Here is a 26,901-nt window from a genome sequence, read left to right on the forward strand (position 1 = left end):
TTTTACCTGCCTTTTTTTAATTTTGTTAAGATAAATATAACTAAATTGATCACCATACTTAGTACAAAAACAATTACAATAACCGGTATCGTACTTCCGATCTCTAGTTCCTTATCAATAAACACTCGGTAAACTACAAAACCAATCACCCATAAAATAGCATTGATTATGCTTTGAGCCTTTGTATTTGTACGTCTGCGTAAGATGAAATAATCCGTAATTAATATTGTCGCCATCGGTACAAAGAAGGATCCAATTAGATATAAAAAGTTTTGATACTGTTCAATCGGCGTAAACATAGCAATCACTGTTCCTAATAGACATACTCCAATACCTATCATCTTTTTATTCCACTTTGAGTATATATTGTGAACACTCTCTGCTGCAGAATACACATCAAGATAACTTGTTGTAACGGTAGAAAGTAGTATGATTAACATCGCAGCAACACCGAGTCCTGCACTCTTAAGTATCTGCACCACATCAGAATTTCCCGCATAGAATGCTGCTCCTAAACCGATAGCATACATAAATGAACTTCCGATAAAATAACTTACCGTACTAATCAGCGTAAATCGAACCGGATTGTCCGTATTCTTCGTATAGTCTGATATCAAAGGAAGCCATGAGATTGGCATAGCAATCGATAACTCCAGTGCAAGACCAAAACTCATTATTTCACTACTCTTCACAGGTGCGCCACCATGGAATACGGTAAACCCAAGAACCACCGTTAAAATTAACAGAGCAGCAACTGCTATATTATTGATTTTACCGATGTTTTTTAAATCAACAATAATCCAAATCACATTCAGTGCTCCAATTAACAAGCACCACACAAGATTGTTTGATATATTCAACGGTCCATTTACTACCGTTCCAAAAGCATTGGCACCGCTGATAATCATCACGGCAGTCCATCCAACCAATTGTAGCACATTGATGACCGAGAAAAACACTGACCCGCGTCTACCAAAAGATATTCCCACGCTTTCCATGGCAGTCATTTTACTCTTTGCACCAATTAATCCAGCAAAATAAAATAGAACACATCCGATTAAATGTCCCAATATAATTGCCAACATACCTTTGCCGAATCCAAGCGGCGCCAAAAAGGTACCCGTGATAATCTCTGCAATCGAGATTGCCGCTCCGAACCACAACAATGATCCGCTTAAAAATGATAACTTATTTTCCTTCATGCCAATCCTCCAAGTTTTATTCTACTCATTATCTATGAGTTTCTCTTTACTCAACCTGCCCGTTTATGCTAATCGTACTTCATGCAATTGTAAGTTCCCATTGTTCTCTTTTCAAAACATTACAAAAATGGGATATGCTTACATAAAGCATATCCCACTTACAATCAAAAGTGTACATCCCTACGTTGGCATTATCCAAATCAGGTTTAAGGGTCGAATCTTTTGATTCCTCTCAGCCTGCGCACACAAGCTCCCCCGTATTTACAGATTGTAGTATATATTCTTTCATATCACTTGTCAACTGAAACAAGAAAGGACTGTTATCGACATGTATAATAATGGGTCACATCCATTATATAATTCGTTCGATAACAGTCTTTATTATATTAATAACAACTTATTATTTTATACTTTCCGCAAGGGATTTCTCAAACAACCTCTCTATTACCTTATATCCTTCTGTAACAACATGGCCGGTTAATGCCGCTTCTGCTTCATTATAATGCCAATCGTTATTCTGTTCAGAGGTGCTGTCATAAAGCAAGTATGGAACGGGATCACTGGTATGAGTTCTGCAACAGATTGGTGTCGGATGATCCGGCATAACAAGCATTCTGTATTCTGCTCCAGCTTTCTTCATCTCATCCATCACAATTTTGATTACTCTTTGATCCAGATATTCAATTGCCTGGATTTTATTCTTAATACTACCCTGATGTCCCATCTCATCCGGTGCCTCTACATGAATGTATACAAAATCATAATTCTCCTTTGTAAGCACATCCACAGCAGCCATTGCTTTCCCTTCATAATTCGTATGAAGCGTACCATTCGCTCCGGGAACCTCAATTACCTTCATATTAGCGCCAACTGCAATTCCCTTCAGCAAATCTACAGCAGAAATCATAGCACCTTTTACATGATTCTTCTCTTCAAAGGAAGATAAAGCAGGTCTTGTACCTGCTCCCCAGAACCAGATAGAGTTTGCTTTATTCAGACCCTTTGCTTTTCTCTCTTCATTTAACGGATGATGATTCAAGATATCATAGCTCTTTTTCATCATCTCTTTTAATACAACATCCTTTGGTAAATACTCACCGATTACTCTTTCTAGAATATCATGAGGCTGTGCCAAATCTACGACTTCACCCTTATCCCAGATAGTTAGATGTCGGTAGCTAGTGCCAACATAGAATTTATAGATATCGGTCTCCAATTCCTTGCGAACTGCTTCAATCAGCACCGCTGCATCCTCTGTTGAGATTTCACTGGAACTGTGATCGATGATTGTTAATTCTTCATACGGTTTATCTTCTTCCGTGAGTGTTACGATATTACAACGAAGTGCAATATCAGTAGCCTTCATATCTACTCCAATGCTTAACGCTTCCAGTGGAGAACGTCCAGAATAATAGACTTTAGGATTATATCCGAGGACAGCTAGATTAGCCGTGTCGCTACCGGGCTTCATTCCCTCCGGAATTGTATGTGCAAGTCCTAATTCGGACTTCTTTGCCAGCAGGTCCATCTGAGGTGTATCAGCTGCCATCAAAGGTGTCTTATTACTAAGTTCAGCCAACGGTTCGTCAGCCATACCGTCACCAAGAACGACGATGTATTTCATGTAATCAGGTCCTTTCTCTTTTAAGTATATAGCACAAGGACTTATCGAAATAAGCCCTCCTGTAACATTTAAAATCTTACTCTTATTTTATTCAAAACACCATCTAAACTTTCGATTTTGTTCTTTAATTCTTGTTCTTCTAAGCTTGAAGTAAGGAATGCATATTCTCCTGTTACGCCTTCAGCTGTTACCACTTCAACCTCACCGAATAGCTTTCTTACTTTCTCTTTTACCGCTTCCCCTTCTCCACTAACTCGAATAAAGAAGCGATTCTTAACCTGATTTACATCAGTAAGCTCTAATTTCTTGCTGCTCCAAATAGTCCAGATATTCGTTCCAAGATGCTTTGCTGCATCTACGATATCAGCAACAACAGCGCTTGCTGTCGGAAGTTTACCCGCACCGCTACCATAGAACATAACTTCTCCTATAACATTACCTTTTACATAGATTCCATTAAATACATCATTCACACTATATAACGGATGGCCTGAATTAATCATGACCGGTGCAACCATCGCATAAACATGATCATTCTCACGAATACTGGAAGCAAATAATTTAATTTTTGCGCATAAGGTTTTTGCATAGCGAATATCAACATCGGTAATCTTAGCGATTCCCTCTGTATGTATATCCTCATAATCTACCTGCATACCAAAGGCAAGTGAGGAAAGTATCGCAATCTTTCTGCAAGCATCATGACCTTCCACGTCCGCTGCAGGATTTCGTTCTGCGTAACCCAAATCTTGAGCCGTGGATAAAGCGGATTCAAAGGTAGAGCCTTCATCACTCATTTTTGATAAAATATAGTTGGTGGTACCATTAAGGATACCTGTGATTTCAACAATCTCATCCGCTGTCAAGGATTGATTTAACGGTCTGATGATCGGAATACCGCCACCAACACTTGCTTCAAACAAGAAGTTCAAATCATTCTCCTTAGCAATATCAAGTAGCTCCGCGCCATGCTTAGCGACTAACTCCTTGTTCGAACTTATGACACTTTTTCCTCTTAAAAGCGCAGTCTTAACAAACGTATAAGCAGGCTCAACGCCGCCCATCACTTCACATATTATCTTAACCTCAGGGTCATCCATGATGATATTTACATCGTGAACTAATTTGTCCATAATCGGATCCCCCGGGAATTCTCTTAGATCCAATACATATTTGATATTGATTTGATCTCCGGCTCTTTTTGCAATGCTGTCACCATTGGTATTTAGTACTTCAACTACACCGGAACCAATTGTGCCGTATCCTAAGACTGCGATATTAATCATTACTTATCCTCCATTCCTGCATTTACCATAAATCTAATGTCGTTTAAATCATATGTCATCACTTACATAAAAATTAATCGATTATTCTCTCGAAACCATTTTAACATAGTGAATACCGTCCATTGATTCAATTGTCTCAATAAATACCGATGTACTATCGGTTTGCGGCAATATCTCGATACTTAAAGTCAGTAAAGCAATTCCGTTAACAGGTATACTTTGGTGGATGGTAAGAATGTTGGCTTCACATTTTGCAACCTGGTTTAGTACTTTTGATAATAACCCCGGTTTATCATCCATTTGAAGCATAAATGTAATAGTCTTTCCTCTGGTGTTTTCGTAAAACGGAAATATGTCATCACGATATTTATAAAATGAACTTCTACTGATATCTACAGCGTCCGTGGCTTCCTGAACTGTCATTACACGCTCCGAATCCAAAAGTCTTTTGGCCTCAACAACCTTCAATAAGACCTCTGGAACGGCCTTTTTCTTTACAATAAAATACTTATCACTACTCATTATTAAGCACCTCCTGCATTTTTATGGCAAGTTTATGTACTCTATTTCGACCTTTGTATGTACAACAGATACAATTGTCTTTCTAAGAAAGATATACTAACATATATCTATTCAAATAGCAATACCAATTTGCCAACTTTAGGGCAAAAAAATAATATTTGTCACTTATGCTTTAAAGGCTTGTGATAAATATCATTTTTTTGTATATTTATAAAATTTTAGATAGGAATTCTTTCAATCTAGGGTGAGTTGGATTATCAAAAAACTCATCCGGTGTATTCTGTTCTACGATCTTTCCTTCATCGATGAACAGAACTCTGGTTGCAACCTTTCTTGCAAACCTCATCTCATGAGTTACCACAACCATCGTCATTCCTTCATCCGCAAGCTGCTCCATTAAATCAAGAACTTCACCAACCATCTCTGGATCTAGCGCAGAGGTAGGTTCATCGAACAACATCACATCAGGGTTCATCGCTAATGCACGGATAATAGCAATACGCTGCTTTTGTCCACCGGATAACTGATTTGGATAAGAAGTTGCCTTCTCAGTTAATCCGATACGTAGCAATAGTTCCATCGCTTTCTGCTCAGCTTCTTCCTTACTCATAATACCTAATTTAATCGGAGCAAGCGTGATATTTTCAAGAACAGATAAATGTGGAAACAAATTAAACTGTTGAAATACCATACCCATTTTACGACGTAATTTATTGATATCGTTTTTCTTGTCTGTGATATTATTTCCTTCAAACCAGATCTCTCCGCCTGTTGGAACTTCTAGCAAATTCAAGCATCTTAAAAAGGTTGACTTGCCGGAACCGGAGGGGCCGATTACTACCACCTTTTCTCCTTTATTAATTGTTTCATCGATTCCATTGAGAACAACATGATCTCCAAAAGCTTTTTGCAAATTCTTAGTGACGATCACCTTTAGCCAACCTCCTTTCAAATATGGATAATAATTTGGTTAAAACAATTGTCATGATTAAGTAACAGATTGCAGCAATAACGAGTGGCGGAAGAATAACCCATGTCCTTGACCCAATGTATTGTGCCGCTTTTAACAAATCTGTGACTGCAATAATACCAGCAACTGATGTTTCCTTCGTTAATACAATAAATTCATTACCAAGTGCAGGCAATATATTCTTAATAGCTTGTGGCAATACTATCAATCTCATTGTTGAGATATGGTTCAGACCCAAAGAGCGCCCTGCCTCCATTTGCCCCTTATCGATTGATTCAATACCAGCTCTGATAATCTCTGCCACATATGCACCGGAATTAATACCAAAACATACTGCTCCAACAATAATTCCGTTCGTATTTTTTGAAGTAAAAATCAGATTATAAATTATTAATAATTGAACCATTACCGGCGTTCCTCTGATAACGGTTATATAGAAATTACATATCCATCCAAGCCACTTCATCTTAGAGTTACTAGCAGATACTTTTACGGCTGCTACTAATACACCTATAACCGTACCTAGAAGAATTGCTAATAGCGATATTAAAATTGTAGTTTTTACACCATTTATATATGCCATATATCGGTGTTCAGGTATAAGAGCATCATAAAACATTTGCCCTACGTGCGTGAACCACGTTATGAGTTTATCCAATTTCATTCCTCCTATCTATAACGTCCCTCTAGGTACGTCATTCTCTCAAAAACCATTCTTATAGTGTTATATACAATAAAAGGCTCCAAATTATTTCTTCCGAACCAACGCTTACTCGAAGTATATAACCTCTCAATAATACTTGAACTATGTTCGCATTCACATAAATAGGAGCTGTAAGAACTACAGCCCCTTATATTAAAAGTAAAATAGTTCCTAACTATTTTCCGGTATGCTTAGCAGTAAATTCTTCGATTTTGCCTTTTGTTTTTAAATCTTTAATTACTTCATTAATTTTGTTCAATAATTCTGCATTACCCTTTTTTACGGCGATTGCGTATTTATCTTCAAATAATGTACCATCAAGAAGTTTTAAATCCGGATTAGCTGCAACCAAATCTTGTGCAGGATATTTATCCATAACTATACTGTCAATTTTACCATTCTTTAAATCTTCTGCAGCTTGTGCAAATTTTGTATAACGTTTAATCTCTTTCGCCTTAACACTATCCTCTATATAAAAATCGGCGATATTACCTTGTTGAACGCCCACAACTGTACCCTTTAACGCATCAACAGTAGCTTCAGAAACTGCTGGGTTGGACTTATTCACTACTACAACTTCTGTTGAGTTAACATATTCTTCAGAAAAATCCATTACTTTTTTACGCTCATCACTTACTGATACGCCTGCAGCAACTAAATCAACTGTGCCATTCTGAACTGCCATTAATGCTCCATCAAAATCCATATTTTTAATTACGAGTTTTTTACCCATACTATCAGCAATAGCCTGAGCAATATCCATGTCGATTCCGACAACTTTATCACCTTCCATATACTCATAGGGTGCAAAACCTGCTTCAGTACCGACGATTAATGATCCTCCCTCATTAGATTTTGTGTCACCATCTGACGGATTGCTCTCTTTTGTTCCACAACCTGCGAACATCGCTGTTACCATTGCAGTGATAACAAGCATACTTACTAATCTTTTCTTCATTTAAAAATCCTCCTTATTGTATTGTGGAGGATTACTCCTCCTGATTTCCGTATGAGAATTTATTCTCATACTATTATTAGAAAGAAAACGGTTTTTTAGTAGCATAATCCTTATCTCTCTCATATACAGGCTTCCTATACCTGTATTTTCATGCATACTCAACTTGCTAGTTTGCATATTTTTTGGGAGGCAACACTCGGTGTTTCTGAGGTTGTTCCTCCCATAATTTCAGGAATCTAAAATTCCTAATTATATTTATACTTCCTGGCTTAACATTGTTCTTACTTCTTCTTTTTCTTCCTCTGATAATATACCGTCATAATTCAAAAGAACAATCAAACGATTATCTACTTTCGTAATTGCTTTGATATATGATGTAGAAGCATTCTTGATTAAAGCAGGTGTTTCATAGACCTGATCTTCTTCCAATTGAAGTATCTCTTTCATTCGATCCACTTCATAAGCAACTAGAAATCCATTCGATTTTAATACGATGAATCTGGTATCATCGTCAGACGGTATCTCATCCATACCGAATTTTTTTCTCAAACTATATACCGGGACAATGGAGCCTCTTAAATTAATAATTCCCTTCAGACATTTTGTAAATCCTTCCATTGGTCTGATTGGTATTACTTTTTCAACAGTATTAATATCCATGATATCAAAACTGTACTCTTCTTCACCCAGCATAAAAACAGCCTGTTTCGTACCTTGCATACATATCCCTCCTATAGGATTGACGTTATGTTATTTGTTTTGTGTACTCCATTTTAAATATGCATTTATAAACGGATCAAGATTACCATCGAGGACGCTGGTACAATTACCAACCTCTTCATTGGTTCGATGATCTTTAACCAATGTATACGGTTGCATTACATAAGATCGTATCTGACTTCCCCAGCCGATTTCTTTCGTCTCACCACGTATACCGGATAATTTATCCATATTCTCTTGTTGCTTTAAAAGGTAAAGCTTTGCCTTCAGCATCTTCATAGCCTTGTCTTTATTCTGAAGCTGTGAGCGTTCATTCTGACATTGTACCACAGTATTCGTTGGAATATGCGTGATACGGATGGCGGAAGATGTTTTATTAACATGCTGCCCACCTGCTCCACTCGAGCGATAGGTATCAACACGAAGGTCTTCGTCATTAATCTCAATATCAACATCATCTTCAATATCCGGCATAACATCACAAGATACAAAGGAAGTCTGTCTCTTTCCTGCTGCATTAAATGGGGATATTCGTACCAAACGATGAACACCCTTTTCCGACTTTAAATAACCGTATGCATTTTCGCCGTTTATTTGTAGGGTTACTGACTTTAGCCCGGCTTCATCACCGTCCAGGAAATCAATCATCTCTGTGGTAAATCCTTTTTTATCTGCATAACGCTGATACATACGACATAGCATATTTGCCCAGTCGCAACTTTCTGTTCCGCCAGCACCTGCATGAAGTGTTAATATTGCATTATATTTATCATATTCACCGGATAACAATGTACTAAGCTTCAAGGTTTCCAAATCTTCGATAAACAGATTTAAAGCCTCCTCGATCTCCGGAATCAGACTATTATCATTCTCTTCATAACCCATTTGTATTAAGGTTTGAACATCCTCATAAAGTCCCTTCAGATGCTGATAATCCTCTAAAGTAGCTTTGAGATTCTTTAGCTCTCTCATTACAACCTGCGTTCTATCTGCGTCATCCCAAAATCCGGGTTCTTCCATTGTTTGTTCAAGTTCTGCTACTCGATCACTCTTCCTAGCAAGGTCAAAGTGAATCCCCCACTTCAACTAATGGTTTTTCATATGTGCTCAGAGTATATTTGAACTGATCTAATTCTACCACCTAATCACCTCTTTTTGTTATTATATATTACTATTTTTAAAAATACAATACTTTTTTATTTTTATGCATTTCTTCCACAACAGAATTTGTACTTCTTACCACTTCCGCATGGACATGGATCATTTGGCTGAATCTTCTTGTTTGCTCTCTTTATTGGAGCATTTGCTACGCTATCATCTCGATTTGTTCCAGTAACCTTAGCAACTTGCTCTCTTTCTACCTTTTGCTCAATGCGAACATGCATTAATGCTTTAACGGTATCCTCACGAATCGAATCAATCATCGCTTCAAACATGTCAAATCCTTGGAATTTATATTCAACTACAGGCTGACGTTGACCGTATGCCTGAAGACCAATTCCTTGGCGAAGTTGATCCATATCATCGATGTGATCCATCCACTTGTGATCGATAACTTTTAATAAAATAACACGTTCTACTTCACGAATTTGCTCTGTTTCTGTGAATTCAAGCTCTTTTTCTTCATAAAGCTTAACAGCATCTTCCTTTAACTGCTGGATCAAATCATTCTTCTTCATACCTCGAAGCTGATCTTTGTTAAAATCTAATTTCGGCAGAGGAATGATAGGAAGAAGCATATCCTCCAGTTCCTTCATATCCCATTGCTCCGGTGTTTGATCCTCACTGATGCTGGTATTTACGCAGTCCTCAACGGTATCGGTAATCATGCGGTAAATTGTATCTCTCATGCTTTCGCCCTCGAGTACTCTTTTTCTCTCCGCATAAATGATTTCTCTTTGCTCGTTGTTTACCTGGTCATATTCCAATAAGTTCTTTCTGATGCCATAGTTATTATTTTCAATTCTCTTCTGCGCTTTTTCAATTGCATTAGTAAGCATCTTATGTTCAATCTGCTCATCTTCTGCAATACCGAGAGAATTAAATATTCCCATCAATCGCTCAGAGCCGAACAAACGCATAACATCATCTTCTAAGGAGATGAAGAAACGAGATTCACCCGGATCACCTTGACGACCGGAACGTCCACGCAGCTGATTATCAATACGACGTGATTCATGACGCTCTGTACCGATGATCTTAAGACCGCCAGCTTCTTTTACCCCTTCTCCTAGCTTAATATCAGTACCACGGCCAGCCATATTTGTTGCAATTGTTACCACACCATATTGTCCTGCATCTGCTACGATTTCCGCTTCTAATTCATGGAACTTTGCATTCAATACTTTATGTGGGATATTCAATTTTTTCAACAAACTACTGATTTCCTCTGAGGATTCAATGGTAATTGTACCAACAAGTACCGGTTGTCCTTTTTTATATGAGGTAACAATTTCATTGATAATAGCACGAAGTTTCTCTTTTTTTGTTTTATATACAGCATCCTGTTGATCTATACGAGCTACCGTAAGATTTGTTGGAACCTCAATAACGTCCATTCCATAAATCTCTCTAAACTCTTTTTCTTCCGTAAGAGCGGTACCGGTCATACCGCATTTCTTCTTATACTTATTAAAGAAGTTCTGGAAGGTAATGGTTGCGAGTGTCTTGCTCTCTCTTTTTACCTTAACATTTTCTTTTGCTTCGATTGCTTGATGTAGACCATCGCTATAACGTCTACCCGGCATGATACGTCCTGTGAACTCATCAACGATCAGAACCTCATCATCCTTAACAACATAGTCCTGGTCACGGAACATTAAGTTGTGTGCTCTTAACGCTAAGATCGTATTATGTTGAATCTCCAGGTTCTCAGGATCGGAAAGATTCTCTATATTAAAGAAACGCTCCACCTTCTTAATACCATCCTCGGTAAGATGAATATTCTTTTCCTTCTCATTAACGATAAAGTCACCAGTCTCTTCGATATCTTCCTTCATTAATGCAGCCATCTTAGTAAGTTCTCCGCTAGATGTACCCTTGGTTAACTGTCTCGCCAAGATATCACACACACGATAAAGTTCAGTAGATTTACCACTTTGTCCGGATATGATAAGTGGAGTTCTAGCCTCATCGATTAATACAGAATCCACCTCATCGATGATTGCAAAATGCAAATCTCTCTGAACAAGCTGCTCTTTGTAGATAACCATATTATCTCTCAGATAATCAAATCCTAATTCATTATTTGTAGCATATGTGATATCACATGCATAAGCTTCTGTACGCTCTTCTTTCTCCATACTGTTTAAGATTACGCCAACAGTAAGACCTAAGAATTCATGAATTTGTCCCATCCATTCCGCATCACGTTTTGCAAGATAATCATTAACAGTTACTATATGAACACCTTTACCCTCTAACGCGTTCAAATATGCAGGTAATGTTGATGTTAATGTTTTACCTTCACCGGTTCTCATCTCTGTAATACGACCCTGATGAAGAATAATACCACCGATCAGCTGAACACGATAATGTCTTTGTCCTAAGACTCTTTTTGCAGCCTCTCTTACAGTAGCGTATGCTTCTATTAGAATATCATCCACTGTTTCCCCATTTTTCAGTCTATTTTTAAACTCTGCAGTTTTAGCTTTCAATTCATCGTCTGTCAACTGTATAAATTCAGGTTCCAAAGCGTCAATTTTATCAACCAATGGTATAATTCTTTTTACCTCACGCTCACTATGTGTACCAAAAACGCGTTCCACTAATCCCATAGTATGTTCACTCCTGTATCCATCCATTTTCTTGGAAATTATTCAAATAGTATTGTAACATTATGCTTGTTACTATTCAACTTATTTATCTTACAATATACTATTCCGGCATAAACTTCAATAAAGATACCGTTAACAAATAGTAAATTAAATATGAATATTCCCTGTTTGGTATAACTTTATATTATTTTACTACTTTTCAAACTATCCTTAGAGAAAAAAGCTGCCCCGGTCCAATGTCCGGGCGCAGCTCCACGTTCCTTGATTTAATAATGATTAGAATTCCGGTTCAATTAAACCGTATGTGTTGTTACCTTTTCTTTTATATACAACATTCACTTCATCAGTCTGTGAATTACGGAACACATAAAAATTATGTCCTAGTAACTCCATCTGTACACATGCTTCTTCCGCATCCATAGGCTTAATCGCAAATCGTTTGGTTTTAACAATTTTAACTGAATCATCTTCAAAGTAATCATCTTGAATAAAGGTTTGATTAAAGTTTGATGATGCCTGTTTATGATCTATTAATTTATTCTTATACTTACGCAACTGGCGTTCAATAATCTCTTCAACCAGGTCAATTGAAACATACATGTCATTACTTACTTGCTCTGCCCTGATAATATTACCTTTTACAGGGATGGTAATTTCGATCTTTTGTCTTTCTTTTTCAACACTGAGTGTTACATGAATCTCAGTATCAGAAGTAAAGTATCTCTCAAGTTTACCTATCTTTTCATATACAGCTGTTTTCAAACCTTCTGTCACATCAATATTCTTTCCGCTGATAATATAACGCATAATGTCCAACTCCTTTTTAGCTTTCTTGTTAGCATTAAGACTTCTTATGCTGACTTAATTATACCACACTGCCAGATGAGTGACAAGCTTCTTTGATTACATTTGCCATATATTGCAATTTCAGACAAGCCACTACCCATAATGCAACATATAATTACACATAAATTCAAAATTTCCACATAATTTACTTATTTTGTAACAATACCTGCTAGTTAACACTCAAATCCTTTTTCTCTTTTATTATTATCCGACAATAGCAATGTCAAGCAAAAAAATCAATATTTTTACCTTAAAACAACGATTTATCATAATCTACAAAACGAATATTCGATATTCACATAAAAAAACATGTGCGACACTAGTAGATTATTATTGTGGATAATGTGGATAAACCTGTGTATAACTTTAATATGTCCTAAATTAGGGGTTCCCGATTGTGGATAACTTTTTGATAACTTATACACATTTCCAATGCAATACCCATATATTCCCATCTACAAAGCCATGTTTGTGCAGAATCAACAAATCCTTGATTGTCAATAGGTCTTTCTTAGAATTTTTCAAAAAAATATTGTGTAGAAATAGTACCTCATTTTAAATCAATTTTACATCTATTTTATCCTTTATTTAATAATTTTATGCCGATTGTTTTACTGATTTAGGAAGCAGTTTACTATGATTACTAGCATACTAACAATATATCTTATACACAATTTAAAACACAGACCAATCTTTTGATTAGTCTGTGTTTTAAATTGATTTATTATTTCTAAATTCTACAAATATTATGGAGCTATTGCCACTCCATGCTCTTCTAAGTATTTCGTCCAAATCTTATAATATGCAGCCTTAAGATGAATACTGTCGAATGTATATTTCTGCGGAATGTTCCCATACTGATCTACTAAGGCTTCATTAACATCTATATAGAATACATTCATATTATCAGCAAGTTGCGCTATTCCATTGTTTCTATTTTTAATATTCTTATTATTAAATATCGGATCATTATCCGACTTATTCTTTGCCACATCCATAATCCCTTGTATAAATATGATTGCATTCGGTTGTAACTTTCTTATCTGAGATATCACTTCGCTATATTTATTAACAAATCTTTTTGTATTACCCGTTCCTAATTCATTAATCCCAAGCATAATATATATCTTTTTGAATTGTTTTACTTTTAATGCCTCCGGTATCGTAACATTTTTTCCGTTTACATTTGCAATCTTTCTGCTAAATGCATCATAGATGGTCATCCCTTCATCCGCATAGAAGGCCGGTTTTTTCCAACCTGAATATTCAGATAAACCCACTGTTCTGGAATCACCAATAAATAGTGCATCTCCAAAATAATCTTCATTCACCACTTCAAATTGAGCTTTCGGTTCATTTGATGGCTCCGGTGTTATCTCTTCACCATTCTCACTCTTCGGTATAGATGGCTTATCTACTATCCCGTCATCTTTGCCACCGTTTTCACTTCCCTCAGGGTCAAATTCATGGTCAGATTCCTGTTCAGATTCTGGCTCCGAATTAGGTGTTATCGGTTTTTTACCAACTTCGGGCTTATTCGGTTCTTTCTGCCCGCCATCCGATTTACCTCCATCCTTGATATGTGATGGCTTTTTTATATCATGAATCGCTTTCACAATCTGATTTGAACCACCGGTACTCGCGCTAATTGCACCATGTCCGTTCCCATTACCACTCAGACTTCCACCTAACATCCATGGGTACTTTCCCGCTACTGCTCCTTCAAAGACAGCAACCAGTTGTGGAGTACTAAGCGTTTTTACTTTATATTCTGAGTAAATATTATCCTTACCTGCATATCCGATTACAGTAAGAATAATGGTACTTATAACTAACATTATTAAATAAAGATATTTCCTTACGAACTTAATGAATGACATATCTGCTCCCCCTAAAATTTAAAATATAAGAACGGATTATTCAAACCATTTGCCAACTGGTATATCGCGTACCAAAAGATACAAAACAGTATCGCGGAACAAACAAAAGTTCTTTCATACTTTTTGTAACATCTCCATGCAAATGGCATGCAGAGAAAAATCCCCAAAAGAAGATATACTTTGTACAGGCTAATGTACTTTATAAAATCATGCGAATTTACTGCTACGCCAGGCACCAAAGCAAACATTCTTCCGAAATAAACTTGAATGTCTGTAAGCGAGGGGATTGCAAATAGCATCCAAGACATCGGCATAATCAGTAACATATATATTCGAGAGAGTACTTTAGATCGATCAAGATATTTTTTTAAAAACATCTTTTCTATATAAATAAGTAAAAACAATATAATTCCCCATAAAACAAAATTCCAGTTCGCTCCGTGCCATATGCCGGTAAACATCCATACTATCAAAAGATTCAGTGCCAGCCTTGCCTTACCCCTACGGTTACCCCCTAGCGGAATATATATGTAATCTTTAAACCATCTTCCCAATGAGATATGCCATCTGCGCCAGAATTCTGAAACAGATTTCGCTATGTAAGGATGATCGAAGTTATCAATAAGCTTGAACCCAAGCATCCTTCCCACCCCAATTGCCATAAGTGAATATCCAAAAAAGTCAAAATATAATTGAATACTGTATCCGACAGCACCCAGCCAGGCTAGAGGGGTGGATATACTTTCAAACCCGATAGTTTGTATATCACTCCACAAAATTCCGATGCGATTCGCCAAAAGTACCTTAACCCCAAGACCTATGGTAAATAACTTCAGACCCGTCTCTAGGTTTGTTAATGTGTTCTTTCGATGAAGAAGCTGACTCTTAATTTCAGAGTATTTCATAATTGGGCCAGATATCAACTGTGGAAACATTCCTATGTAAAGGCTAAAATGGAAGATTGATTTTTCCGCCTTAATATCTCTTCGATATACATCAATGATGTAAGAAGTAATCTGAAAAGTAAAAAAACTAATCCCCAAAGGTAACCCAACCGATATGGAAGAGATGGATTGCTTTATTCCCATTCCGCTCATAATATAATTTAAATTTTCAATTGTAAAGTTGATGTATTTAAAGAAAAATAAGATACCAAAATTATAGATTAATGCTGCAACGAACCAAACCTTCTTTTGAATTGGATGGGATGAACTAATCTCGATTAGCCAAGCCAATTTGAAGTTGATTCCTATAGATATCAGAATTAACAATAGATATCTAGGCTCCCCATATGCATAAAAGCAAAAACTACCCAACAATAACACGATATTTTTAAATCGGGGTGGGACAAGATAATAAATAAATAAAAATATAGGTAAAAATCGAAAAATAAAAATCAAACTACTAAAAACCATGTCATGTCCCCCTGCGCCGCATTATGCTTTTATATAAATCCCATAATTCAAATTATAGCGTAGAAATACATGGAAATGCTATTAATTAACCATTAAATAGTTTTACTTTTTAGTTGAGAATTCATTACGTAAGGTCACACAAAGTTAATTCTTAAGTAATAGTTATTACATAATTGTTATGCCCAAGCTTTCTCATCGATCACATTCTGCCATTGTCCTTTCCTATACAAAAAAAGAGCTTTTGTTATTTTCATAACAAAAGCTCCTATTATTATGTTTTATATGTTAGTCTACAATTCTTCTCACACAATATACATCACGGTATTTGTATTGGGAAACTATGATGCCCTGCCTTTTATTCGCAGCATGTACGATTTTTCCACCGCCTATGTACATGGCCACATGATTTACTCTGCCGTTATTCGCGTAGAAAATTAAATCTCCAGGCTGAAGATCACTTTCACTGACCTTTCTACCCGCACTCGCCGCTTGATCACGTGAGGTTCTCGGTAAGCTATACCCGAAATCTGCATATACTGCTCGAACAAAACCGGAACAATCCGCTCCATTTGTTAAGCTTGTTCCGCCCCATACATACGGATTTCCAACAAACTTTAATGCATAATTCACAACTTCAGAACCCTTAGCGGATCCATGACTTGTAGGCTTGTCCACCTTATCTTCATTCTTGTTGCCATTCTTAATATGGTGCTTACCAGTGTTTTTACCGGTATTATGCTTTGTATTATTTTTATCACGATCCGCTGCTAACTGTGCTTTTCTTTCCTGCTCTGCACGTTCTGCATCTGCCTGTGCTTTCTTAATCTTGTTCTCTTCTTCAATCGACACTGCATATTTGAATTCTACATCAATTTTAACATAATCCTTACTTACATATCCAGTATAATCATCGCCGGTATCATCATCACTACCCAGTAAAATCTGTACCCAATCCTTCGTTCTCTTGGTAACAACATACTTTTCACCTTTTGGTATCATGGTCAATTTACGTGAATCCAAAGAAGGCTTCTCTCGAACAAATAACGTCTGTGTATCTACTGTGGCATAAATGGTAGCGTAATCATCAACCATCTTCTCAGCATCCTCACCAATCGCAAGGAATTGAGAAGCAATATAACCTTCTACCTTACCGGATTTAATCTTTACCCATCCGTCATCTAACGATTGTAATATATCTGCTGCACAACCTTTATATAATTTTCCCACTACTTCACTGTCAGTGGTCGGTTTCTTTCTTATGTTAACAAATTCACTAGCAGTAGAAACGCCTAAATTAGCATAAGGTGATTTTTCAACTTCTTCTACCGAGGCATCATATGCATCCTGAATCTCTTTGTCTGTTTTATTATCAAGAATAGCTGAAATACCCGCAACACCTTGTTCTGCAGGAGTAAAGCTATCTGCGCGAGCAATCGATGTTGGTATTGAAAAAAACAACGCTGTTGACATAATCCCAATCGTCAACTTTAATGCTTTACCTTTAGTCATTTGTTAACCCCCCAAATATTAATTATTTCTAACATTATACAATTTAGCAGCGCTAAATTATTACGAAATTATTACATCTCTGGAAGTTATTATAACAAATACGTTACATTGTGTCAACAGAATCGTACTAATTCTGTAGAATTTTTTTGACATTAGTTGGCAATTTATTTTAGAATTCTACACACTATCTATGAGATTAATTTGTAAGTGTGTTTAAATATTTTTCAATTGATGTTATGGCATTTGCACCATCTGCTGCAGCCGTGATAATTTGTCTCAACTCCTTCGTTCTGACATCTCCTGCGGCATAGATTCCATTTACATTTGTTTCACAATTTTCAGTGGCAATAATATATCCACTATCATCCGTGGCAACCACATCCTTATATTTGTCCGAGTTAGGTAGGTATCCAACTGCAACAAAAACTCCGGCCACCTCATAAGAATTTTGTTCCCCATTCTTAATATTCTTTACATCAATAGTCTCAACCTTGTCTTCCCCATTGATCTTCTCTACAACACTATCCCACAGAATAGTTACATTCTCAAGGGCAAGCAATCTTGACGATATACTTTTGGATGCTCGAAATTGATCTCGTCGATGGATTACATATACCTGTTTACAGATTCTAGCTAAGAAGATTGCATCCTCCACAGCTACATCACCGCCGCCTACTACAGCAACTGTTTTATTTTTAAAGAAAGCACCGTCACAGGTAGCACAATAGGACACACCCATACCCGACAGCTTCTCTTCTCCCTCCACGCCAAGATGTCTGGGGGCACCGCCGGTTGCAATTACCACACTTTTCGCCTTATACTGATTTTCACCGTCCACTGTAACAATCTTTAAGTCTTCCTCAAGAACGAAATTAGTTACCTCTCCGTTTACAAAATCAGCACCAAGCTTATCAGCATGCTCTCTGAATTTTATACTTAATTCAAATCCGCCTACCCCTGGAATTCCCGGGTAATTATCAACCTCATAAGTATTGATAACCTGACCTCCACTGATTCCTGCTTTTTCTATTACCATTACACTCAGTTCTGCTCTTTTTGCATAAATTGCTGCTGACAGACCTGCAGGTCCGGAACCTATAATTATTACGTCGTAAATCATTGTTCATCCTCCAATGCTGTTATTTATATGAATGTTTCCGTTTGACATAATTATTTAAAATGATATAATCAAACTATAGTTACAAGCTGTTATTTAATTGTGTTTCAACTACGGATATATGAAAGGAGTCCTTATGATAATCTCTTCTTTACCTATTATACCAAATCCTACAATTGATAATACAGCAATTGGTATGGCTGTTCTTGCAAAAAGTTTGGACACCATTGATGTTACTGGTCAAAACATGATAAAGATGATGGAGCAATCCGTTAACCCGAATCTTGGAGCAAACATTGATACCAGAGTATAATATATAATATTTAAAAATATGACAATGATTATATTCAATCATTGTCATTTTTATTCTGTCATTTAGTTGTTTTCTATCTTTCGTGCAAGCACACAAATCCATGGATAATCATTGTCCGGTCTGGAATCGTCTTCCTTCCATATCTCAATCAGATCCAACTCATCATGTTTTGCAATTAACTCTTTTAATGCTTTGGTGCGATAATCTGTATAGTAACGACCGTTTCGCTCTCCCTCATAGTCCCCGTAACAGAACGACATGAATAAAACACCATGTTCTTTTAAGCTTTTTACCACTTTATTTAGAATGTCATCCATCTTCTTGCTCGGTACATGTAGTAAAGAGGCACATGCCCATATTCCGTCAAAAACTTCATCAAAGTCTATTTCATCAAATGTTAAATGTAAGATGTCTTGTCCTATATGTATGCTGGCTAAATCACACATTTCTTCAGATGCATCCATTGCAGTTACATCAAAACCACGGGATAAAAAAAACTCACTGTCCCTTCCCGAACCACAGCCCAGATCTAAGATGCTGCCTCCTTCAGGCAAAAGCTCAGTAAAGCGATTCCAATTATCCTGCATGTCAATATCCACCGTTTGTTCAAAATACTCCGATGCATTCTGACTATAATACTCTATCGAGTCCAATTAAGTATCCCTCCTCTTTTAATCAAGCCTATTATAACAAATCTATCTCAATAATTCCAGTATTTTTCGGTAAATACGTAAAATCATGAAATCTATAATATGACAAATTAATTATCTGCTTTCACAGACATATCATCCATGTGCAATGAGCATTACGATAATTTGTCTGCTCTTCATCAAAAAACACTATATAAAGTATCAAATAAATGATATACTTCATGTATACGTTAGGTAGAGCGATGAATTAATGCAAGGTACCTATCAAGAAAGAAAGGTCAGTGAAATTATGTTTAGCTTTAACACCAGAATTCGATACAGCGAGTTGGATCACCGCAGTGGAACACTCCCATGCTCTTCCATTATAAATTACTTTCAGGATTGCAGCACCTTCCAATCCGAGGATTTAAACAGAGGCATCGCTTACCTAGAAAAGCATCATCAGGTATGGTTGCTTAATGGATGGCAGATCGAACTTATGAAGCCCATTAAACTCGGAGATATCGTAACCGTTGGAACTTGGCCTTACGATTTTAAAGGTTTTTATGGATACCGTAATTTTATTATGAAGGATTTTGATGGCGCTGTCCTCGCAATTGCTAATTCAGTTTGGGTTCATCTGGATACACAGACCGGCCGACCTACCAAGGTACCAAAGGATAACGGATATACCCTTGAACCACCTTATCCGATGGAATATGTTGACAGAAAAGTGGACACTCCAAAGAAATGCATCCTTCACGATGCATTTCAGGTTAAAAAATCTAATATCGATTCGTATAACCATGTTAATAATGGGCAATACATTAAAATGGCTGAGGAATTTCTGCCGGATCAATTTTTACCAAAATCAATGCGGGTAGAATATAAGGCACAGGCTAAATTAGGTGATATGATTCTTCCATTTGTGTCAGAAGAGGAAGATTGCTTCACCATTATGCTTGCAAATGAATCCGAAAAGCCATTTGCTACAGTTGAATTTAAAGGTCAACTAATTAATTAGAGAACGGAAAGGAACAATACCATGATAGAATTAGGAAGATACCAAAGTCTTGAAGCAGTTAAGAAAACCGATTTTGGTTTTTATTTTGTTGATCCTAAGGGAGACAAAAACGATACCGTATTACTTCCCATCAGAGAAGTGCCCGAGGGAACAAGTACCGGAGATATATTAGAACTATTTATTTATAAAGATTCAGAGGATCGAATTATTGCTACTACTGCGAAAGTTCCTGTTACAATCGGAGAATTAGCTGTGCTGACTGTAAAAGAAGTAAGTCCCATCGGTGCTTTCCTAGATTGGGGATTGATGAAGGATCTGCTGCTACCTTATAAAGAACAGACCACTCAGGTCGAAGAGGGTGAACGCATCTTGATCACTCTGTACATTGACAAAAGCAGTCGCTTATGTGCAACGATGAAGGTTTATGACGCTCTCTCCACTGATTCAGCTTATAAGAAAGATGACACCGTATCCGGAATAGTATATGATGAAATCGAGGCATTCGGAGTGTTTGTCGCGGTAGATAATAAATATTCTGCTATGATACCAAAGAACGAGTTGTTTTCCTCCTTCAAAATCGGTGACACCGTGAATGCCCGTGTCATTAATGTTAGACCCGATGGAAAGTTAACTCTGAGTCTACGCGATAAATCTTATCTTCAGATGGATTCCGATACTGATATGATTATAAACAAACTAAAGGCTTGTGGTGGATTCTTACCGTATAACGATGGTTCTGATCCGGAATCCATAAAAAAAGAATTCAAGATTAGTAAGAATGCGTTTAAACGTGCAATCGGAAGATTATATAAGGCAGGTACCATTACAATCACCGATGATGGTATCCGGATCAAGCAATAACCCCTGCCTTAAAATACTATAATTCTTTTTTATATTCTTTACTTACAAAGTTAATTTTGGGACCCTGTTTTGGGTCCTTTTCTTTTTGTAAGGTCTGTGGAGACGCCTCATATAGATTATTAAACCCTTTCGCCAGCTTATCCTTACAGCTCTTGCAATAACGTCCGGTCTTGATTGTCACGCCACAGCCTTCACATTCCAATCCAATCATAGAATCCTCAGCAAACGCTAATCTCTCTTCCCTGATCCATTGTCTAATCTGCCCGACCGGAACTTCCATCTCCTCAGATACCTCCTGAATTCCTGCACCCGGATGATCGTATACATATTCCTTTACTTCGGCAAACTTCTTATCAAGAGCAGAAGCACAGGCTGGGCATATTGGAGGTCCTGATAAATAATTAAACAATCTGCCGCATCCTTTACAATTTCTAACTTCCATAGTCGCACCTCCTTAAAAGCCTTTTCCTATGCATAACACTATAAAAAATGTATGAGTTACATGATGAAGCCTTAAAACATTGGTACAGGCTTCAATAGTGCTTCCTGTTGTATAAATGTCATCTACCAGTAATACCCGGGTAATCTTCTTGCCATGCTTTGTTGCTGCTCGTTGATTATAGCTAAAAGCTTCCGCAAGATTTTTTAATCGCTCCTTATCACTAAGGTTTTTCTGTGGAATCGTCTTCTTATTACGTAACAACAAATGTGAAAGCACCGGAATACCGAGATGCTTTCCGATTCCTCTGGCAAGAATATCGGTTTGATTATACCCACGTTCCAAGTACTTTGATCGATGTATCGGCACCGGCACTAAGAGATCCGGATTCCATTGCTTTATTTGATCACCATAAAGTCGAACAACCTCTTGTGTATAAAACTTAGCATATTCTTTTTTACTATGATATTTAAAATCTACCAAAGATTTTCTCATCTCATCATTATAAATCCATGCCGATAAACCTTTTTCATAATGATAATGTTTTCTCTCACAGTCGCTACAGTACTCCTTCTCCTCAGACTCAATTGGCTTACTGCACCTTAAGCATCTGGGGCCGGTAATTACAGGTAGCTTCTCCTTACAGGAGGGGCATATCCACTCCCCCTTAGGGACAACGATATCTTTACAGATTGGACATCTAACCGGATATATAATATCAAGAATATGTTGTAACAAATCTTACTCCTATTCCGCTCTTATTAGCTAAATAGTCTAGATGGATATTCACCCTTATCAATTAATTCTTTAATGGAATTAACAACTGCTTCCTTATCTTCTTTGTAAGTTACTCCAAACCAACGATCCGATGTTTTTAATACATTCACTTCTACTTCATTCGCTTTCACCAAATCACCTACGATGGTTGGAAGAAGATATTCCTTCTTAAGCTCATTCGCATCCAAATCAGATAAGAAGGATACAAAGCCTGTTTCAAGATAATGGAATAATTCCGGTGTAAAGCCCCACATATTCATTGATGCAACACTGTTTAAATCTAATTCAAATTCATTACCCTGTGCATCCTGAGCCTTTGCATGATCACCGGCAGGAACGATACCTGAGGTTTCTGTAATATCGACCAATTTGCCCTCACCATTCACTTTACTGATACCACGAGTAACTGCTCCGTTTTCACTTAAGGTATTGCCAAGAATAAATCCTGCCATGCAGAATTGGTTTTTCTTATCGCTGTTAGCACTTAAATAGTCATTAACAATCTTGAATGCTTCCTTGCCATAGTAATCATCTGCGTTGATTACTGCAAATGGTTCCTTTACTACGTCTTTACAACATAATACCGCTTGTCCTGTACCCCAAGGCTTTGTTCTTTCCGCGGGCTTAGCAAAGCCGTTCGGTAATGCGTCAAGTTCCTGGAATACATATTCCACCTTTATCAGCTTCTCAATTCGATTACCGATTACTTCTTTAAAATCTTTCTCTAAATCCTTACGGATGATGAAAACCACTTTAGTAAAACCTGCTTTTATTGCATCAAAAATGGAATAATCCATTATTATCTCACCACTTGGTCCAACCGGCTCTAATTGTTTAATTCCTCCGAATCTACTTCCCATTCCTGCTGCCATAATGACTAAAGACATATCTGACATTTTACTTTCCTCCACTTACCTATATATTTTCCTATTTAATAGAAATCATTATACCTTATTTTCCAGAAAAATGCACCATATAATTCATAGAAATGATATTATCCGTGCCTAAAGGCCCTATGCTCACAACCATATTACTACCGTACTTGTACTTTTTCTCTAATAATATGAATTTTAAGTTAAATAATTATATTATACACATATATTTATAATACATAAACAGATAGGTGGACTGATCATGATTTCGTTAAAAATCCAAAAAAAACATGTTAAAAGCATTCTATTAGTAATTGCCTTCTCCATATTATCGCTCTCAATCACAAAGAATTTGTCTTACATATATGCCACATCCATCAAGCCTTCCACGGTAACCGTTCCAATCATCATGTATCACCAGGTGAAAAACGATAGTCTTGGAAAAGACGCAATCACCCCCTATGAATTTGAAAGTGATCTGAAATTTCTCTCAGAGAATAATTATCATACAATTACGATGACACAACTGATAGATTACGTATATAACGATGCAAAACTACCTGATAATCCTATTATTCTCTCTTTTGATGATGGATATTTATCAACCTATAAGAATGTGTATCCCTTATTGCAAGAATATAAAATGAAAATCGTATTATCAATCGTTGGTAAAAGTACAGATGATTTTTCCCGTGTTAACGATACAAATGTCAGTTATGCACATTTAACCTGGTCACATATCAATGAAATGCGAGAGTCCGGGCTGGTCGAAATACAAAATCACACCTATAATATGCATAAAATCGTTAACGGACGGTATGGATGCGGCCAAAAATACCATGAACCTCTCCCTGATTATGAGAAGGCGTTAAAAAATGATGTTCTGACCTTTCAGGATCGTTGTACAGAGATGACCGGCTGGTCTCCGACCACCTTTACATATCCATACGGAAAATATAATGATAACTCTGAAAACATATTACGGAGTCTTGGTTATAAAGCCACCTTATCCTGTCGTTATGGTGTTAATCAAATTAATAACGACCCTGCAAAATTATTCGGGTTAAAACGAATGTGTCGTGCCCATAACCATAACATAAGCAAGTTAATCAAGGAAGGTATGGAAACATTAAAATACAGTAAGGAATAATAAACCTTAGGATACCAGTTCCCGAATTCGATCGCAGAGTCCGGAATATCTGCTTTGTTCATTTTTATTATCTATCATGGATTGAAGCATAAAATCGCTGCCTACAATCGTAACGCAGTTTTTCGCTCTGGTTACGGCAGTATAAAGCAGATTTCGGTTAAAGAGAAGTCTAGGCCCATCCAGAATCGGAAGCACCACCGCCGGATACTCACTTCCCTGTGATTTATGGATGGTCACCGCATATGCCAGCTCCAATTCCTCAAGCTGGCTAAAGGAATATTCCACCAATCGGTTATCATCAAATTCCACCAATACCAGCTCGGCGAACAGATTAATCTCTTTTATCTTCCCCGCATCACCGTTAAAGACCCCCGTTCCATTCTGGATAACGAATCCGGTCTTGCTGCGTATCTCCCAGGTAATCTGGTAATTGTTTTTCACCTGCATTACCTTATCCCCTTCACGGAATACAATATCATGGAAGCTCTTCTCTTTCTTTTCCTTCGAAGGCGGATTCAGTGCCTGTTGTAATATTTGATTCAGACGCTCAACACCTAGCTCTCCCTTTCTCATCGGGGTAAGAACCTGTATATCAAATGGAGTTGCTTTCACATAGCCAGGTAATTTATTCTTGATCAGATTAATCATAACCGCCGCAATTACATTCGATTCCTCTCTTTTTAAGAAGAAAAAGTCTCTGCTTTTATTATCCAGACTGATATGCTCACCATCATTAATCTTATGAGCATTTACTATGATATCGCTATCTGCTGCCTGTCGAAATATCTTCGTTAACTTAACAATATTAAAGCTGCGTGAATCGATGATGTCCCTGAGTACATTACCGGGTCCTACGCTTGGAAGCTGATTAACATCCCCCACCAGTATCAACCTCGTTCCAACCGGAACAGCCTTTAAGAGGGCATTCATTAAGCTAATATCCACCATTGACATCTCATCTATGATTAATACATCTGTCTCCAGCGGATTTCCTTCATTACGCTCAAAGGAAAATTTATTCTCCTGATCGTCACTTAACTTTGATAATTCTAAAAGTCTGTGAATTGTTTTAGCCTCCACCCCCGTCGTCTCCGTCATTCGCTTTGCGGCGCGCCCGGTAGGAGCGGCTAATAAAATATCCATCCCTTCTGATTCAAACAACTTAATAATTGTATTAATGGTTGTGGTCTTACCCGTACCGGGTCCACCGGTTATAATTAACAGACCATTCCTTACCGCCTCCATAACGGCTGTTCTCTGTTGTTCCTCCAATTCAATTTTAAACTGTTTCTCAATCGCTTCCACACGCCTACGGATATTCTCAAAATCAGTATCGTATCCAATGCTCAAATCATGTAACATTCGCGCCACATTCAGTTCCATATAATAATAACTTGAAGAGTAGATCAGATTGCCCTGCTCACTCTCCCTAATCATGATTTTCTTCTCAAAGCTCAATGTAGTTATCTGCCTTAGTATGGATTCTTCATCGGCTAATAACAGTGTTTTTGTTTTTACTATCAGTTCCTTCTCCGGCAGATATACATGGCCGTCCGCATTTGCCTGAAGTAATATATAGAGAATTCCTGCTTTAATACGATAATCCGAGTCACTTCCGATACCAATTCTTTTTGCGATTTCATCTGCTGTCTTAAATCCAACACCGCTGATATCTTCCGCCATTCGATAAGGATTTACTTTCAGAATATCATACATTCTCTGTCCATATTCGGTGTATATCTTTACAGCAAGATTACCGGCTATATTATATTGCTGCAAAAACAACATTGCATTTCGCATGTCCCGTTTTTCATCAAACTGTACACTGATCTCCCTAGCCATGCGCTCACTGATTCCTTTGATCTCAGCCAAACGTTCCGGTTCATGCTCGATGATACGAAAGGTATCCTCTTTGAATTTCTTAACAATTCTTGACGCCAGTGCACCACCAATCCCTTTAATCGCACCTGATCCAAGATACCTTTCGATAGAATATATATCTTCTGGCTGTTTCACATCATAGCTTTCAATCAGAAATTGCTGTCCGTATACCGCATGCTCGGTATAGCTTCCCATCGCTTCGATCAGTTCACCCTCGCTTATAAACGGAAAACTTCCCACACATGTAATCTCTTCTTGATCTGCTTGAAGATTTAAAACAGTGTATCCATTTTCATCATTTCGATATATAATTCGTTCGATATACCCTTCCAGGATTTCAGACATTTCAACCTCCGTAATAAAAAATGTCATTCGGCTTATCCTTATCAAAACCGGACAATCACACCAAATGACATTATTTCGTCTT

24 protein-coding genes and 1 riboswitch are annotated in these 26,901 nt (G+C 37.2%); of the genes, 4 read left to right on the plus strand and 20 right to left on the minus strand.

Annotated elements, in window-relative coordinates:
- Window positions 1–2 precede the first annotated feature (2 nt).
- From cytX to trxB, 15 genes are all read right to left on the minus strand, one after another.
- Window positions 3–1,202 carry a putative hydroxymethylpyrimidine transporter CytX gene (gene cytX / locus AC6IWN_RS15160; protein WP_497988375.1) on the minus strand — a complete coding sequence of 400 codons (1,200 nt, stop codon included), beginning with the start codon at window positions 1,200–1,202 and terminating at the stop codon, window positions 3–5.
- Between the two features lie 159 nt (window positions 1,203–1,361).
- Window positions 1,362–1,469: riboswitch (TPP riboswitch) on the minus strand.
- A gap of 133 nt (window positions 1,470–1,602) precedes the next feature.
- Entirely contained in the window at window positions 1,603–2,826 is a 1,224-nt protein-coding gene (locus AC6IWN_RS15165) for a cofactor-independent phosphoglycerate mutase (protein ID WP_497988376.1), read from the minus strand.
- Window positions 2,827–2,894: 68 nt separating this feature from the next.
- Window positions 2,895–4,112 (minus strand): homoserine dehydrogenase, encoded by a 1,218-nt coding sequence (locus AC6IWN_RS15170; protein ID WP_497988378.1) that lies wholly within the window; start codon window positions 4,110–4,112, stop codon window positions 2,895–2,897.
- A gap of 81 nt (window positions 4,113–4,193) precedes the next feature.
- The gene (locus AC6IWN_RS15175; RefSeq protein WP_497988380.1) at window positions 4,194–4,634 is read right to left on the minus strand and encodes an ACT domain-containing protein; all 441 of its coding nucleotides are present in this window, start codon (window positions 4,632–4,634) and stop codon (window positions 4,194–4,196) included.
- A 208-nt stretch (window positions 4,635–4,842) separates the two neighbouring features.
- A complete protein-coding gene (locus AC6IWN_RS15180) occupies window positions 4,843–5,565 on the minus strand; it encodes an amino acid ABC transporter ATP-binding protein (RefSeq protein ID WP_497988382.1) in 723 nt (240 codons plus the stop codon).
- Window positions 5,552–6,268, minus strand: a complete 717-nt coding sequence (locus tag AC6IWN_RS15185; RefSeq protein WP_497988384.1) for an amino acid ABC transporter permease — start codon at window positions 6,266–6,268, stop codon at window positions 5,552–5,554. Before AC6IWN_RS15185 ends, AC6IWN_RS15180 begins: the two co-directional genes overlap by 14 nt.
- Window positions 6,269–6,482: 214 nt before the next feature.
- Window positions 6,483–7,265 (minus strand): transporter substrate-binding domain-containing protein, encoded by a 783-nt coding sequence (locus AC6IWN_RS15190; RefSeq protein ID WP_497988386.1) that lies wholly within the window; start codon window positions 7,263–7,265, stop codon window positions 6,483–6,485.
- Window positions 7,266–7,520: 255 nt separating this feature from the next.
- Entirely contained in the window at window positions 7,521–7,985 is a 465-nt protein-coding gene (locus tag AC6IWN_RS15195; RefSeq protein ID WP_497988388.1) for a chemotaxis protein CheW, read from the minus strand.
- A 30-nt stretch (window positions 7,986–8,015) separates the two neighbouring features.
- A protein-coding gene (gene prfB, locus AC6IWN_RS15200) for a peptide chain release factor 2 (RefSeq protein ID WP_497988390.1) occupies window positions 8,016–9,126 on the minus strand; the annotation gives its coding sequence in 2 pieces (ribosomal slippage) (window positions 8,016–9,050 and window positions 9,052–9,126; 1,110 coding nt in all).
- A gap of 61 nt (window positions 9,127–9,187) precedes the next feature.
- A complete protein-coding gene (gene secA, locus AC6IWN_RS15205) occupies window positions 9,188–11,761 on the minus strand; it encodes a preprotein translocase subunit SecA (RefSeq protein WP_497988392.1) in 2,574 nt (857 codons plus the stop codon).
- 276 nt (window positions 11,762–12,037) lie between these two features.
- Window positions 12,038–12,568, minus strand: a complete 531-nt coding sequence (gene hpf / locus AC6IWN_RS15210; protein WP_497988393.1) for a ribosome hibernation-promoting factor, HPF/YfiA family — start codon at window positions 12,566–12,568, stop codon at window positions 12,038–12,040.
- A 785-nt stretch (window positions 12,569–13,353) separates the two neighbouring features.
- Window positions 13,354–14,487: a GDSL-type esterase/lipase family protein gene (locus AC6IWN_RS15215; protein ID WP_497988395.1), complete on the minus strand. Its 1,134-nt coding sequence runs from the start codon at window positions 14,485–14,487 to the stop codon at window positions 13,354–13,356.
- Between the two features lie 11 nt (window positions 14,488–14,498).
- Window positions 14,499–15,722, minus strand: coding sequence for an MBOAT family O-acyltransferase (locus AC6IWN_RS15220; RefSeq protein WP_497988397.1), 1,224 nt, complete (start codon window positions 15,720–15,722; stop codon window positions 14,499–14,501).
- A 465-nt stretch (window positions 15,723–16,187) separates the two neighbouring features.
- The gene (locus AC6IWN_RS15225; protein WP_497988399.1) at window positions 16,188–17,411 is read right to left on the minus strand and encodes a C40 family peptidase; all 1,224 of its coding nucleotides are present in this window, start codon (window positions 17,409–17,411) and stop codon (window positions 16,188–16,190) included.
- A gap of 196 nt (window positions 17,412–17,607) precedes the next feature.
- Complete coding sequence (gene trxB / locus AC6IWN_RS15230; protein WP_497988401.1) at window positions 17,608–18,531, minus strand: thioredoxin-disulfide reductase; 924 nt, start codon at window positions 18,529–18,531, stop codon at window positions 17,608–17,610.
- Between the two features lie 133 nt (window positions 18,532–18,664).
- On the opposite strand from trxB, the gene AC6IWN_RS15235 reads away from it, so the two are divergent.
- Complete coding sequence (locus AC6IWN_RS15235) at window positions 18,665–18,841, plus strand: YjfB family protein (RefSeq protein ID WP_497988403.1); 177 nt, start codon at window positions 18,665–18,667, stop codon at window positions 18,839–18,841.
- Window positions 18,842–18,903: 62 nt separating this feature from the next.
- On the opposite strand, the gene AC6IWN_RS15240 is transcribed toward AC6IWN_RS15235, so the two are convergent.
- Complete coding sequence (locus AC6IWN_RS15240) at window positions 18,904–19,494, minus strand: class I SAM-dependent methyltransferase (RefSeq protein ID WP_497988405.1); 591 nt, start codon at window positions 19,492–19,494, stop codon at window positions 18,904–18,906.
- Window positions 19,495–19,780: 286 nt separating this feature from the next.
- Between AC6IWN_RS15240 and AC6IWN_RS15245 the strand changes: the two genes are divergently transcribed.
- Both AC6IWN_RS15245 and AC6IWN_RS15250 read left to right on the plus strand, forming a co-directional pair.
- Window positions 19,781–20,494: an acyl-[acyl-carrier-protein] thioesterase gene (locus AC6IWN_RS15245; protein ID WP_497988407.1), complete on the plus strand. Its 714-nt coding sequence runs from the start codon at window positions 19,781–19,783 to the stop codon at window positions 20,492–20,494.
- A 21-nt stretch (window positions 20,495–20,515) separates the two neighbouring features.
- On the plus strand, window positions 20,516–21,355 hold the full coding sequence (locus AC6IWN_RS15250) for a CvfB family protein (protein WP_497988409.1): 840 nt from the start codon (window positions 20,516–20,518) through the stop codon (window positions 21,353–21,355).
- A gap of 16 nt (window positions 21,356–21,371) precedes the next feature.
- On the opposite strand, the gene AC6IWN_RS15255 is transcribed toward AC6IWN_RS15250, so the two are convergent.
- Genes AC6IWN_RS15255 through AC6IWN_RS15265 form a run of 3 tightly spaced genes read right to left on the minus strand, consistent with a single transcriptional unit; the run spans window position 21,372 to window position 23,467 of the window.
- Complete coding sequence (locus tag AC6IWN_RS15255; RefSeq protein WP_497988411.1) at window positions 21,372–21,797, minus strand: flagellar protein; 426 nt, start codon at window positions 21,795–21,797, stop codon at window positions 21,372–21,374.
- Window positions 21,798–21,809: 12 nt separating this feature from the next.
- Window positions 21,810–22,532: a ComF family protein gene (locus AC6IWN_RS15260; RefSeq protein WP_497988413.1), complete on the minus strand. Its 723-nt coding sequence runs from the start codon at window positions 22,530–22,532 to the stop codon at window positions 21,810–21,812.
- A 23-nt stretch (window positions 22,533–22,555) separates the two neighbouring features.
- On the minus strand, window positions 22,556–23,467 hold the full coding sequence (locus AC6IWN_RS15265) for a nucleotidyltransferase family protein (protein WP_497988415.1): 912 nt from the start codon (window positions 23,465–23,467) through the stop codon (window positions 22,556–22,558).
- A gap of 238 nt (window positions 23,468–23,705) precedes the next feature.
- On the opposite strand from AC6IWN_RS15265, the gene AC6IWN_RS15270 reads away from it, so the two are divergent.
- Window positions 23,706–24,593, plus strand: coding sequence for a polysaccharide deacetylase family protein (locus AC6IWN_RS15270; RefSeq protein WP_497988417.1), 888 nt, complete (start codon window positions 23,706–23,708; stop codon window positions 24,591–24,593).
- A 6-nt stretch (window positions 24,594–24,599) separates the two neighbouring features.
- Here AC6IWN_RS15270 and recD2 read toward each other — a convergent pair whose 3' ends face one another.
- Window positions 24,600–26,846, minus strand: coding sequence for an SF1B family DNA helicase RecD2 (gene recD2 / locus AC6IWN_RS15275; protein ID WP_497988419.1), 2,247 nt, complete (start codon window positions 26,844–26,846; stop codon window positions 24,600–24,602).
- Window positions 26,847–26,901 lie beyond the last annotated feature (55 nt).

This window comes from Variimorphobacter sp. HTMS_6 (genome assembly GCF_059717775.1).